Below are 12,327 nucleotides of genomic sequence, written 5' to 3' on the forward strand. Positions count from 1 at the left end.
GATCAAGTGCAAGTTTTTTATTTCATCTTAATATTTGGGTTACACAGTTGGTAAGGTTTCAATTTAAATTACTCAGTATCGACATCTACACCAAGCGATCGTAATCTTGCCTTTAACTTTTCTACCTCTGCTTGTGCTTGTTCTACTTGTTTTTCTGCTTGCTGCCTTGCAACAACTTCTTGCCGTAGCTCAGATCTTGCACCTGGAAATTTCAATGTTAATTCCTTGACTAAGTGTTAGTTCTTTGAGGCGTTCAATGTATTGTAAAAGAAGTAACACTACCAAATGGGGAAATATAGTTTGGAACGCAATTTCTGCGGCTTGTCCCCAATCAGGTAGGTCGTTAGAGACACCCGCCGTTGATAAATAAGCCCAGTGAGCCAAAATATAGGAAATAAAAGACAGTATCAACCAACGATAAACGCCTAAAAGCGTCCCTTGTCCAAAACGGTGTAAGCCAAAACGGTGTTTGGCAGTCTTAAACCAGCCCTCGATCTGCCATCTTCGTTTGCCCCACCAAGAAATGGTACTTGCTTTGAGAGCTTTGGTCGAAATAACAAATCGTTTCTCATACTTACCGTCATGACGCTTAAAATAATACCAGGATATATAGACAGGAAATTTCAAACCCTGAAGGTAAAGTTGCTGTCCCCGTTTGTGTAATTGAGCAACGCAGCGCCCATCGATTAACTTGCGCGTACAAGCTATACCAGCAATTATGTGATATTTTTTCTCTCGAACACCATGTATAAATTGAATACTACCAAAGCCCGTATCTACCAAAACCATTACCTCCTTGAAGTGGTTGGTTAATTTTTTTGGTAAAGATTTAACCATTTTTAATCCTAGCCTTGCCGGAGAGGTAGCGCCTTTTCCTCTCCAAACCCGGAAATTCCAAGGTACTCGCCATCGACCAACAACCAAATACACCACAACCAAATGCAAACCTCGTTTTCCGTGGTATACGCTGATTAAGTTTTCCAGTGCCTTAAATTTTCCGGCTTTCTCCAAAGTTGTCAGGTCAACAATAACCTGTAAAAATGGTTGGCGTCCCAACGAACGCTCAGACAAAATCTCCTTAATAATACGGTTACGAGTTGTGCGAATTACACCTCTGGTTGACCAACCGTAGATATTGAGAAATCTGCTCAAGGCACTGGGTGACTTACTTTTACTGTGTTGAGGTAGAGGATAACCCTGCGCTTCCAAGAACATTCCCAACATTGCTTCAAGATTTTCTTGTTGGTAAATAGAAGGCATCAATGACAGCAAAGTGTAGACTAGACTTTGGGCGTGGGCAAGAATTGAAACCATTTTTCTTGCTTATCTATAATGAATGTATTTCACGCCCTTTCTCTCATACTTTGAACATTTCCACAAATCGAGTCACTCTTATTATTAGCGATCGCATACGCCTACGACTCGCTACAAGGAATATCATGCCCTAACAAAACGTGCCATCAGATTTATGAGGAAATCTCGTACTCTTCTAATTTTATTAGTAATTTAAATTACTTTAATACACATAAGCTTTCTGCCGATTCTAGTGTTAGATTTTTATACTCTTTATTTGTTTTTTACGGGTTTATTCGGCAGGTGCAAGATCTGAGTAGCGCCTGTGCTAGTTCGTCAGGAATCAGCAGCTTTTCTCCCGTATCCTCTCGATAAAAATTAATTAGCCGTCCCTCAGCTTGTAACCGCAACTGCAAGGGTTCGCTACGACTATCAGATATTGGCTCGTAAATTTCTCCCCGCAAGCGATAACCGCGTAATTGTTCTTCTTGCCACTCGCTTTTGGGGTCAAATAGCCAGTATTCTTTGACTCCTAGCTGTTCATAAAGAGTCTTTTTAAAGATTTGGTCTTGATCCTTAGTGCCACTCGATGTCATTTCAAAAATGACACTGGGTACTTGACCTTCTTCCCAAATTTTATAATTGTCTCGACCTCCTGGGGTGACATCAAAAATCACCATCACGTCTGGAGCTACCCGCAATTTAGGATATCCTTGAGCATAATACATAAATTGATTTGCTAAAACAGTTGCCTGAGTTTCTGCTAAATACTGTTTTAATACTGCCAGGGTGGTTAGCAAAACATAAAGGTGATCATAAGTTTCTGCCACGGGTTCACCATCAGCACTGGGGTAGAAAATTTCCGATTGAACGACAGGTAAAGTAGCTGTCATAGTTGTATCCGATGCGATGAACTTATTTTAGACGAATTGAACGCTGAAGCGAGTACAGCGCCGACTACGTGTTATTCAGTATTTTCACGGCTTTTAACAAATAATCGGATAACTCACAAAATCCTGCACCTTCAGAAGCAGTGGTGATATATATAGGTTGATGCTGCAACTGATTGGCATATTCCATTACATTGGCTACACCGACAGAAACGGGAAAATAATCTTGATTAAATAAACTTTCATCATTAAGACTATCGCCAACGGTGACAACTTGCTGAGGTGAATAACCGGGAAAGTATTCTCGCAATACCTGCAATAATCCTACAGCTTTATCTTGCCCCAAGGGTTTGATGTGACATTGGACGTTGCTGTAGGTGAATCCCCAATTCAGTTGTTGGCAGAGATTACTTAAGGAAACCAGTTCACCTGTACTCAAAGAAGCTACATCAAAAGTCCAATCGGTAATGCGAAAGCGATTGTCGGCAGATTCTCGGATTTGGGGAAAATGTGTTTGTAATTGGGCAAAAATTGCGGCTAAATGTTTGCGATGATCAACTAAATCGGAAATCGGCGTTAAAGGGACAGTCTCGCCATTAGATGAATAAAATATACCGCCATTTTCGGCGATCGCACCAGCGATGGGCATCAAGCTACTTAATCCATTCACCCAGCCGGCGGAACGTCCAGTAACAATTACTACCTTGATTCCAACTGCCGCTAAATTCTCCAAAGCTTGCAATAAGGCAGAAGTAAATTTACCTTGCTGTGTCAAGGTGCCATCCATATCTGTGGCAATCAGACGAATGTTGCTAAAAGAATTGATTGGGGCAATGGGCAATGGGCATGGGGAAGTGGGCATGGATGGGGGGAGGGGGACAAGGGGACAGGGGGACAAGGGGACAAGGGGGAGCAGGAGGAGAAATATTTCTTCAGGACTTACTATGAGTCCTTTTCCCCTTTCCACAATCCCCTTATTCAAAAATTAACAATAATACCGCAAGATGACATCAAGGATTTGGGCATCCTAGAAATCAGAAGTCAAGTATTTTTGTTTGCAACCATGTCTATTTTAATATCTGTTGTTCAATCCCCAGGGTCTAAAATTACTAAGGCAATTCAGAAAGTGCAAGTAGCACCAGCAGACAATCAGCAAATACCGCAATTGTTGTTAGCCGTAACCTCTGGAGTACTAACTTTGACGGTGATTGCTTTGATTGTATATGGCAAACTTGAGATGAAAAAGCTGGATAAGAAAATCAAGTTTGAAAAATTTAGGGCGCGAGAACTAGAGAAAAAGTTTAAACTAGCGCTGGAAACAATTAGAAAAATGGAGACTAATCCCGATTTGATTAATTCACGGGATTTTAATTTGGATTATTTGCGAATGCGGATGGCTGAGGAGGTTTTTCATTTTGCGATCATCAATCAAGTAAAAATCAAAGTCAAAGATCAAATTTCTCAAGCACTACGTCCAACTCAAGCTCAACAAGGAACTGTTGGGATTGCCAATAGTTCTGGACGCCAGGTGGATCAGGTTTTTGATGTAGAGTACGAAACTAATATAGAGGGTGTCCCTGCCAAGCGAGTGCTGTTTCGCGTTCAAATCCGGTTAATGAAGTTACCCACACAAGCGACTTCTGCTAGCATCAGCCAAATTATTGATTGTATTGAAACTTATCTTAGTCCCGCAGAAGACCAAGATACTTGGCAACCGACAATTCAAGGTAGGATTGCTTATATACATTGGGATCAAAAGGCTAAACCCACGCCTTTGCTGGTGCTGGAACAATCGAATGAAGGTGTGAATGTGACTTTCCGTACTAGTCGTCAAGCAAATCCTGCGTTACCCGATAAGCCATTTAAAACGAAAAAATAACATTCCTAAGTAATAAGTGTGTATATTTATGAGTTATTAGCTACGAGGTAAGTAGATGAGCATAAATAAACGCTCCTTAACGTAGTAACCTGATTAGCCGTTAACATCCTTGCTTTGAGCGGTAAACCGCTCACTAGGAACTAAGTACAGTTTTGCGTAAGAACGAGCGCGTTTTTTAACGCACTCGTAGCGCGGAGGTAAGCGCAAAGTGACGCAGAGTTTTTGTGATAAATTTTCGTCATGAATTAATGCGATCGCTGTACTTATACCAATTCTTTATGAGGCTGCGCTTAATAACCCGACGAGTAAACTCGCGGCTACACGTACAAAGCCCACCTGCGTGGGCTAAATTAGGCGCAGCTTCACACAGAAATGGTATTAGGAGTTACGAGTTGTGGTGTTTAACTTTTGACTCATAATTATTGACAGTGCTTTGGGAATTGCGAGCTAAATGACCATCTTCCATTTCCAAGATGCGATCGGCAATATCTAAAATGCGGTTATCGTGGGTAACGAGCAAAATAGAGGTTCCCTGCTCTTTGGCAAGGGTTTGCATTATTTCTACCACATCGCGTCCTGATTGTTTGTCTAAAGCTGCTGTGGGTTCGTCTGCTAAAACTAGTGGGGGATGATTTACCAAAGCCCGAGCGATCGCTACTCTTTGTTTTTGTCCCCCAGAAAGATTATCTGGAAAATAATTAATTCTGTCATTTAAACCTACAGCTTGAAGCATCGCTTCTGATTTGTTAATTGCATGTTGGTTAGAAATTTCTTTGTTTAGTTCTACCGCCATTTGCACATTTTGTCTAGCGTTTAAGAACCCCAACAAGTTGTGAGCTTGGAAAATATAACCAATGTTGCGTCTAATTTCTACCAGTTTACTTTGACTGGCTCCAGATAGTTCTTCACCTAAAAATTTTAGACTTCCTTCTTGCACTGACCTCAAACCACCAATCAGGCTCAATAATGTTGTTTTACCTGAACCTGATGGTCCGGTCATAATTACAATTTCTCCCGCATAAATCTCGAAATTTATGTCAAATAATATTTGTTTTTTCAGTGAGCCTTTACCGTAGTAATGGCTGATGTTTTTGATGTCGATTACAGGTTTTTTTGTCATTTTTGTTTGAAATAAATTGGGGTTTAGGTAGAGACGTTCCGCCGGAACGTCTGTATGGGAAGCGCGGTAGAGACGTTCCACCGGAACGTCTGTACGAGAAGCGCGCCGGAACGTCTGGGTGAAATTAAAATATATCTGCTGGATCGGCGGATTTTAATTTCCGCACAGCGATCGCACCGGAAATAAAGCACATCAAAATAGTTAAAATTAGCACCATGATTGCACGACTCAAACTCATGAAAACTGGTAATAGTGTTGCGTCTTTAGCCAATTTATATAAAAACATCGTAAAAGCCCATCCAGGCATATATCCTAAAACTGCTAATATTAAAGCTTCTTGAAGAATCACAAATAATAGATAGTTTTGTGTGTAGCCGATTGCTTTTAAGGTCGCATATTCACTTAAGTGTTCTGTAACTTCGCTATAAAGAATTTGATATACAATCACGGTTCCAACAACAAAACCCATGATTGTACCTAAGCTGAAAATAAACCCGATAGCTGTACTACTTGCCCAATAATTTCTTTCAAAGTCGATAAATTCTTCTTTAGTTAAAACGTTGATTTCTTTTGGTAAATAACTTCTTAATTGTTGCACAACTAAGTTAGCATTTGCTCCTGGTTTTAATTTAATTAAGCCTATATCAATCAATCCTCGCTGGCGATGGTTAAATATTCTAAAAAAGTTAACATCACTAGTAATTAAATTTCCATCGGCTCCAAATGATGCACCTAAAGTAAATATTCCAGCTACTTTAATTTGTCTAGAACCAACTTCTGCTGTGACATTTTTGCCTTGCTCAAAGTTAGCAACAATTGGACCATATTCTGTCCGGGAAGAACTGTCATATAAAACTACATCTGGCAGTTTAAGTTTATCTAAGTTTGCTTGAACTCCAGGCAAGTTAAATACATTAACTTCTGGGTTCATAGCTAAGGTGAGAATACTACGAGGGCGACCTGTAACAGGATTTTTCCAACTTGCGTACCCTAAGTATATGGGATGAACTGATTGCACTGCTGGCAAATCTAAAGCTTTATATAATCGCCTTTGGGAAAAGCTTTTCATTGCTAGGACGGCGTTAGATTGTGAGTTGATTAAAACAATGTCACCTTGCAAGCTGCTATGCATCCGGACGTTACTAAAATATAGGGCATCGCGGAAACCAAGTTGCATAAACATGAGAACGTCGGCAAAGGCAATTCCTGCCAGAGCCACGATAAGTCGAGTTCTTTCGCGTGTTAATTGTAGCCATGCTAAGGGTATTTTGGAACTCATTTTATAGATGAATAAATTATATTTGGACTAATCGGTAATTTGTGATGGGTGATTGCTAGTAATCAAACTCATTTTCACGGTTAGAGAGACGCGATAAATCGCCGTCTCTACAGAAAACTTCTCCGTCAATTACTCATTGACGGACTACTAAATGTTGATTTCGACTACTACTTTGGCGTTAGTTAAACCGCCAACTTTTTGGCTAGCTTCTAACGGTAAGGCGATTTTTACTTCTACGACTCTGGCATCAACATCTGCTGCTGGATCTGTATTTAAGACGTCTTTTTTGCCAATTTTTCTGCCAACTTCAACGACTGTTCCTTGTAATTGCCCATTAAATGCGCCGTTATCGCTGGCAATTGTGGCTTTTTGACCCAGACGTACTTTACCAATGCTGTCTTCGGGAACTTCGGCGATCGCAATCATTTGATCGGTTCTTCCAATCTCAGCGATGCCATCTACACTCATGTTTTCTCCCGCTTTGGTGTGAATTTTGATGATTTCTCCGGGGATAGGTGCGGCAACGTAGCTTAATTTCAAGTCTGCTTGGGCTTTTCTGACGTTTGCGATCGCATTACTAACTTGAGCTTGTGCTATGAGTGCATCGGTGGGACGAATTTCTAAAAGTCTGTTAAATTTGGCTCTTTCTTCGTCAATTTGCCTTTCCAATGTCGCTAAGGTTTTATCCCGGTTAACTTTGGCTTCAATTAGTTGCTGTTGTAAAGTTGCTTGACTTTGTACTTGATTTGCTCTCGCTTCGGCAAGTTGCTGTTGTAAAGTTGCTTTTGCTTGTCTTAAACTAGCTTGGCTTTCAGCAACTTGTTGAGAGGAAGTTACTGCACTTAAGCGTCTTTTGTCCCATTCTTGCTGAGAAATGGCACCTTCTTTGTATAATGTTTCATAGCGTCGAGCATCGACTTGGGCGTTGTTAGCTTCGGCTTGGACGCGAGAAACGGTTGCTCTTAAGGTGTCTCGTTGTCCTTGTAGTTCGGCTTCTAGACGATTAACCGTTGCTTGTTGGACAATTTTTCCTCCACTTAACTGAGCTGCGATGCGAGCGATCGTTGCTTGTTGAGCTTGACTTTCACCTCTTAATTGAGCTTGTAAGCGGGCAATTACCGCTTTTTGAGCTTGAATATCTCTTGGTGAACCGGCTCTGACTTGGGCTAAATTAGCGCGGGATTCTTGCAGTTTTGCTTTGGCTTCTTCCACTGCTGCTGTTTGGCTATCGTGGTTATCCAAAATCGCTACTACTTGACCTTTTCTAACTCGTTCTCCTTCTTTCACCAAGATTTGCTCAACTCGTGAAGAAGCTTGCAGTCCTGAAGTTGGTGCGGATAGTTTAATTACTTCTCCTCGTGGTTCTAAACGTCCCACAGCACTGATACTAGTAGCAACTGGTGCAACTGGTACAGAGGTGCTGAGTTTTTTTAGCTGTTCAATTCTTGCCGTAGCTAGTACCCCGGAAGCAATGACTACTGGTAGGGCAACAGCAATACCCCACCAAATCTTAGGTTGCTCAAGTGGTTGTTCGCTTAACCTTGAATTTTCATTCACCCTTGACATGGTATGTTGTCCGTTTAATTGTGGTGATTGAAGTAAAAGACGTAGTTGGATTAGTCAAAAAAGGATTTTAGCTTTTCAGCTGAATAATCATAAATAAACGCGGATTTTAAGCGATAGAGCTACTTAAAAGCAAAGCTATGAGCGGTAAACCGCTCACTACGAATTCACTCGTATTTTAGCTATTAAGTAAGGAAATAAATACAACAGATTTGAGGTAAATGAAGTACATATAGCAATCCGATTTGATTTGGTGAATCACTCGTAGAGGTAAGGGACTCTTTACTGGGAAGAAGAAATAAAAGTGTACTGAGTTTTGTTCACGCAATCAAATATGAGTCCTATATATAAAACCCAAAATCTTGTATAGACGTAGCACTGCTACGTCTCTTGTATTCGATGAAAGCGGAATCTGCTGTATGTAGTGCAGCATTTAGCCTTTTACGAGCAGAAGGCAATATTTACGAATCATTGTTTCACAGGCAAGCGGATAAAGCGCTTGTACTTATCAAAATTTGGTTTATTGAACACTAGTGATTGTTGATTAATTATTCTTCAAAAGTGAAACAATATAGAGTATGATCAACATCATAGTTTCCGAAAGTTTATATCAAACTGTTAGTACAATTACTCGCTGCTATTTCTTGTCTCCGTGAAGCTGTTGTTTTCTGAATTCTACAGTCATGATTTGTCGGAAAACGTAGCACAGCTTACAGATAGGCACTTTTCAGCATTTCAAGTGATAGTTATGCAGAAAAAGTGACAATAAGCCAATATTTATAATTATTGGTATATTGTCACTCTACTTATTTTTGTATTTGTATGTCCTAATGCAAATAATTAATTGGGAAGGTCAAATAACACTGTAGTCATATAATTTTCAGCCCAATCTGAACCAAATGCTTTTTCTAATACGCGACGGGTTTTGTCGTTTTGTTGCTGTTTGGTGCAGTAATTATGCTGTCCGGCAATGATTTTTAATACTTGTTCTGGTGAAGCGGGTTTAGAAGCGATCGCTCTGGTACAATGAATATCTAAAAAGTCTCGCACACGCGACAAAAACAGCATTTCTTCTTCGGCAGAACCGGGACGAACAAAAATACAAAATTCCGAAAAGATTTCTCCCCATTCAGGTAATTCACGGGGTTGAGAAAAGTTAGGTGCAGGTAACGCAGACAGTGCAGAGTTATATTCTTCTGGTAAAGTGCGTTGTGAAAGTGGAGATAAATCAGCGATCGCAGCACTAATTTGACCTCTACCCCCGACTAAATCGCAACCAAACATCGGCAAGTCGTATTCTGGACGGGGAAACATGACGCAGTGCAGAATATCTAACATAGTTCCCACTTTGGCTAGTTCCAAGTGCATCTTGCGGAACTGCGGTGTTTGATAGCAGCGGTTTTCAATCGTCAGTTTCTCACCTTCGAGTCTACCTTCTACATATCCCAACTCCCCTGGCAAATGGTAGGGTGATAAATCAAGGTGCTGATGCCAAGCAGCTTCAATGGTATCAGCCAATTGACGAATTAAAGGATGTTGTTGCTCGCGCAATGAGGGTGTAGAAGTAACTGACATGTTGTAATTGGGGAATAGTGTCTATTTGTCAGTTTATCGTTGTTGGGCGATCGGGCGATGGCGGTGATAATATAATCTCAAAGCCCAGAACTAAAGTTCGGGCTGAAAGCTTAAACCTGTTAAAACAGGTTGTAATCTTTGGTGACGACAAGAAGCGCGATCGCCACCAACATTAAAGCTGTCGTGACTAATGCTTTAACTTTCGTTACAAACATTTAAGGTGTGGTTAGGATATGAAGGGCGATCGCATCATAAACCAGGCTGCTTATAATCTAGTTACTAAAAGAGATTGGATGGTTCTATGGCAATTACGCTTGAATTAACTCCAGAAATTGAAGCGCGTTTGCTAGCTCAAGCAGCAGCGCAGGGTATGACAGCCGAAGCATTTTTGAAAGCTGCGATTGAAAATTTACTGAATGCTGAACCTTTGGTATACCGAGTTGGGACGACTTTAGTTGTTGAATCTACTCCAATTGGCAATCTGGAAACGTCTGTTGAGCAAATGCGGGAAGAACGAATCAATGGCTTAATTGCAGATTATGAAAGTCCTATTTGATACTTCAGTATTGGTAGCAGCTTTTGAAGTTAGCCATCCTCGGCATGGTGTTTGTCTACCGTGGTTACAACGGGTGCAAGTCTCGGAAATTGACGGCTATCTTTCAACCCATACTTTTGCTGAACTTTATTCTGTTCTGACTCGCTTACCTGTAAGACCACCTATTTCGCCAATCATCGCCCAACGTTTAATCGATGAGAACCTGAATTTGTTCGTAGCAATTCCGCTCACTGCTGATGATTACCAACAAGCGATCGCCTGTATGGTGGGGTTAAATCTTCTAGGTGGCGGAATTTTTGATGCGCTAATTGCCCAAGCTGTTCTCAAAGCAGGGGTCGATATATTACTCACGCTGAATCCAAACCACTTCACTCGACTGGGACAAGATTTAGCTAAACGGGTGCAAGTGCCGTCTTGAGCGTTTGTTTGTGATGCTTATTTAAGGCAATTTCGGCGATCGCTTTCAACTTGCAGGACGCACGACTCTTAAAGCTGTGGTTACAAATATTCAAATCTTCATTACAAACATACATGCGATCGCTACTAACGTTAAAGCGATCGCCACCAATGTTAAAGCTGTGGTGACAAACTATCAAGCGATCGCTACAAACGTTAAAGCTGTCCTTATCAATGTTAAAGCTGTGGTTACGACAACAAGTGCGATCGCTACCAACATTAAAGCTGTCCCTACACCATTTCACTTTGACGTTAATACAGATCATTTAGTCCACTTAAGTGGACTTTCGCTATTAGCCTTGGATTTCAATCCAAGGCGGGTTAGGGCGCAGTTTTGAGATGAGAATGGTGTGTAACATCACAATCGCCTAGGGTTATAAACCCCAGGCTAATAACGCTCATTCGTCTCAAGACGACTGAATAAAGAATTTAGTCCCCTTTCACTTTGCACTACCAACGCCATCACACAGATGCTTGTCATTCTCACTCACACTCGGATTATTCTGCAAATAAAGGCGCACCCAATCGCAACCGCGCACCATTAAATTATCTAAATCCAAATTCCACAAAATTACTGTCTTGTCCCAACTGTTAGAAGCCAAGGTTTTGCCATCGGGGCTAAAAGCGACGCTATTGACCCACTCGCTATGCCCAGTAATGGTTTGCTTAGGTTTGCCTGTTGCTACATCCCAGAGTTTGATCGTATTGTCACCACTGCCAGAAGCCAAAGTTTTGCCATCGGGACTAAAAGCGACGCTATAGACCGCATCGCTATCCCCAGTCAGGGTTTGCGAAAGTTTGCCTGTTGCCATATCCCAGAGTTTGATCGTCTTGTCATGACTGCCAGAAGCCAAGGTTTTGCCATCGGGACTAAAAGCGACGCTACTGACCTCATCGCTATAGACCCCATCGCTATGCCCAGTCAGGGTTTGCGAAAGTTTGCCTGTTGCCACATCCCAGAGTTTGATCGTCTTGTCAGCACTGCCAGAAGCCAAGGTTTTGCCATCGGGGCTAAAAGCGACGCTAATGACCAACTCGCTATGCCCTTGCAAGCGGTTGCGTTCTTTGACATTATAAACAGCGTTGAGCAACGTAGCTACAACTTGTAGAGGAGGATTATCTTTTGAGCGCAGTGGTTTTGCAGAACGTAAAGCTTCAATGAGGGCATCAAACTTTTTGTCTTGATTCAAAAGTTCAGTGGAATAATTAGCCAGAGCCTCAATTTGACCAAGCTGATTTTTTTGTGCTTGCTGCAATTGCCAAAAGCCAAAGCCTGCCAACATCAAAGCACCGACAAAACCACCAGTCAACCCAAAAATAGTTTGTTGTCGTCTGCGTTTCTCTTGCTGCTTCTCCCTATCCCGTTGTTGTCCGCTAACTGCAATAAAATCTCGCTCTTCCTGCGTCATTTCCTCCGCACGGTTGTGCAACCAATCTTCAGCCACAGTTAACGGCACACCACGCAACAAAGCCCCAGAATCATGGTTGTTATTTTTCCACTCTCGTAATGCCACTTTCAGCCGCTCTTGCCAAGTGCGAAACTGACGGTTAGCATTCATCCACTCTCGCAAAGTTACCCATTCCCGAATCAGCGCTTCATGCACCACCTCTACCGTATCTTCCGGAGAAACCTCTCCCCCAACCCCTCCCCTGCGAGGGGAGGGGCTTTCATTCCCCCCTTCCCTAGCAGGGAAGGGGGGCAGGGGGGTTAGGTCT

At 41.8% G+C, this 12,327-nt stretch carries 13 protein-coding genes and 1 pseudogene; 5 read left to right on the plus strand and 9 right to left on the minus strand.

Going from position 1 to position 12,327, the window contains the following annotated elements; translation table 11 throughout:
* Window positions 1–68 precede the first annotated feature (68 nt).
* The 4 genes and pseudogenes from TOL9009_RS46415 to TOL9009_RS0130760 form a co-directional block, all read right to left on the minus strand.
* Window positions 69–215, minus strand: coding sequence for a hypothetical protein (locus tag TOL9009_RS46415; protein WP_242055638.1), 147 nt, complete (start codon window positions 213–215; stop codon window positions 69–71).
* A gap of 19 nt (window positions 216–234) precedes the next feature.
* Window positions 235–1,314: pseudogene (locus tag TOL9009_RS0130750) on the minus strand (transposase); the annotation flags it as partial.
* Window positions 1,315–1,577: 263 nt separating this feature from the next.
* Window positions 1,578–2,186, minus strand: a complete 609-nt coding sequence (locus tag TOL9009_RS41065) for a Uma2 family endonuclease (RefSeq protein WP_084763408.1) — start codon at window positions 2,184–2,186, stop codon at window positions 1,578–1,580.
* Between the two features lie 64 nt (window positions 2,187–2,250).
* Entirely contained in the window at window positions 2,251–3,045 is a 795-nt protein-coding gene (locus TOL9009_RS0130760) for an HAD family hydrolase (RefSeq protein ID WP_029637265.1), read from the minus strand.
* A 201-nt stretch (window positions 3,046–3,246) separates the two neighbouring features.
* Here TOL9009_RS0130760 and TOL9009_RS0130770 point away from each other — a divergent pair, with 201 nt between their 5' ends.
* Window positions 3,247–4,062 (plus strand): hypothetical protein, encoded by an 816-nt coding sequence (locus TOL9009_RS0130770; protein ID WP_029637266.1) that lies wholly within the window; start codon window positions 3,247–3,249, stop codon window positions 4,060–4,062.
* A 385-nt stretch (window positions 4,063–4,447) separates the two neighbouring features.
* Here the strand turns inward: TOL9009_RS0130770 and TOL9009_RS0130775 are convergent, their stop codons facing one another.
* From TOL9009_RS0130775 to TOL9009_RS0130790, 4 genes are all read right to left on the minus strand, one after another.
* On the minus strand, window positions 4,448–5,182 hold the full coding sequence (locus TOL9009_RS0130775) for a DevA family ABC transporter ATP-binding protein (RefSeq protein ID WP_029637267.1): 735 nt from the start codon (window positions 5,180–5,182) through the stop codon (window positions 4,448–4,450).
* A 124-nt stretch (window positions 5,183–5,306) separates the two neighbouring features.
* Complete coding sequence (gene devC / locus TOL9009_RS0130780; RefSeq protein ID WP_029637268.1) at window positions 5,307–6,461, minus strand: ABC transporter permease DevC; 1,155 nt, start codon at window positions 6,459–6,461, stop codon at window positions 5,307–5,309.
* A gap of 147 nt (window positions 6,462–6,608) precedes the next feature.
* A complete protein-coding gene (locus tag TOL9009_RS0130785; RefSeq protein ID WP_029637269.1) occupies window positions 6,609–8,027 on the minus strand; it encodes an HlyD family efflux transporter periplasmic adaptor subunit in 1,419 nt (472 codons plus the stop codon).
* Window positions 8,028–8,864: 837 nt separating this feature from the next.
* Window positions 8,865–9,599: a phycocyanobilin:ferredoxin oxidoreductase gene (locus tag TOL9009_RS0130790; RefSeq protein ID WP_029637270.1), complete on the minus strand. Its 735-nt coding sequence runs from the start codon at window positions 9,597–9,599 to the stop codon at window positions 8,865–8,867.
* Window positions 9,600–9,616: 17 nt separating this feature from the next.
* Here TOL9009_RS0130790 and TOL9009_RS48005 point away from each other — a divergent pair, with 17 nt between their 5' ends.
* From TOL9009_RS48005 to TOL9009_RS0130805, 4 genes are all read left to right on the plus strand, one after another.
* A complete protein-coding gene (locus TOL9009_RS48005) occupies window positions 9,617–9,775 on the plus strand; it encodes a hypothetical protein (protein WP_186227732.1) in 159 nt (52 codons plus the stop codon).
* Between the two features lie 125 nt (window positions 9,776–9,900).
* On the plus strand, window positions 9,901–10,155 hold the full coding sequence (locus TOL9009_RS0130795) for a hypothetical protein (RefSeq protein WP_029637271.1): 255 nt from the start codon (window positions 9,901–9,903) through the stop codon (window positions 10,153–10,155).
* On the plus strand, window positions 10,139–10,573 hold the full coding sequence (locus tag TOL9009_RS0130800; protein WP_029637272.1) for a type II toxin-antitoxin system VapC family toxin: 435 nt from the start codon (window positions 10,139–10,141) through the stop codon (window positions 10,571–10,573). Before TOL9009_RS0130795 ends, TOL9009_RS0130800 begins: the two co-directional genes overlap by 17 nt.
* Window positions 10,574–10,649: 76 nt before the next feature.
* Window positions 10,650–10,949 (plus strand): hypothetical protein, encoded by a 300-nt coding sequence (locus tag TOL9009_RS0130805; RefSeq protein ID WP_029637273.1) that lies wholly within the window; start codon window positions 10,650–10,652, stop codon window positions 10,947–10,949.
* A 102-nt stretch (window positions 10,950–11,051) separates the two neighbouring features.
* On the opposite strand, the gene TOL9009_RS0130810 is transcribed toward TOL9009_RS0130805, so the two are convergent.
* On the minus strand, window positions 11,052–12,327 hold a 1,276-nt coding region (locus tag TOL9009_RS0130810), incomplete at its 5' end, for a WD40 repeat domain-containing protein (RefSeq protein WP_221928673.1).

It is taken from the genome of [Scytonema hofmanni] UTEX 2349, assembly GCF_000582685.1.
Lineage (GTDB): Bacteria > Cyanobacteriota > Cyanobacteriia > Cyanobacteriales > Nostocaceae > Hassallia > Hassallia hofmanni.

Coding starts and splice junctions, on each gene's coding strand:
- TOL9009_RS0130785 (WP_029637269.1), bottom strand. CDS start 8,027: ATGTCAAGGGTGAATGAAAATTCAAGGTTAAGCGAACAACCACTTGAG.
- devC (WP_029637268.1), bottom strand. CDS start 6,461: ATGAGTTCCAAAATACCCTTAGCATGGCTACAATTAACACGCGAAAGA.
- TOL9009_RS0130770 (WP_029637266.1), top strand. CDS start 3,247: ATGTCTATTTTAATATCTGTTGTTCAATCCCCAGGGTCTAAAATTACT.
- TOL9009_RS0130800 (WP_029637272.1), top strand. CDS start 10,139: ATGAAAGTCCTATTTGATACTTCAGTATTGGTAGCAGCTTTTGAAGTT.
- TOL9009_RS0130760 (WP_029637265.1), bottom strand. CDS start 3,045: ATGCCCACTTCCCCATGCCCATTGCCCATTGCCCCAATCAATTCTTTT.
- TOL9009_RS0130775 (WP_029637267.1), bottom strand. CDS start 5,182: ATGACAAAAAAACCTGTAATCGACATCAAAAACATCAGCCATTACTAC.
- TOL9009_RS0130795 (WP_029637271.1), top strand. CDS start 9,901: ATGGCAATTACGCTTGAATTAACTCCAGAAATTGAAGCGCGTTTGCTA.
- TOL9009_RS0130790 (WP_029637270.1), bottom strand. CDS start 9,599: ATGTCAGTTACTTCTACACCCTCATTGCGCGAGCAACAACATCCTTTA.
- TOL9009_RS41065 (WP_084763408.1), bottom strand. CDS start 2,186: ATGACAGCTACTTTACCTGTCGTTCAATCGGAAATTTTCTACCCCAGT.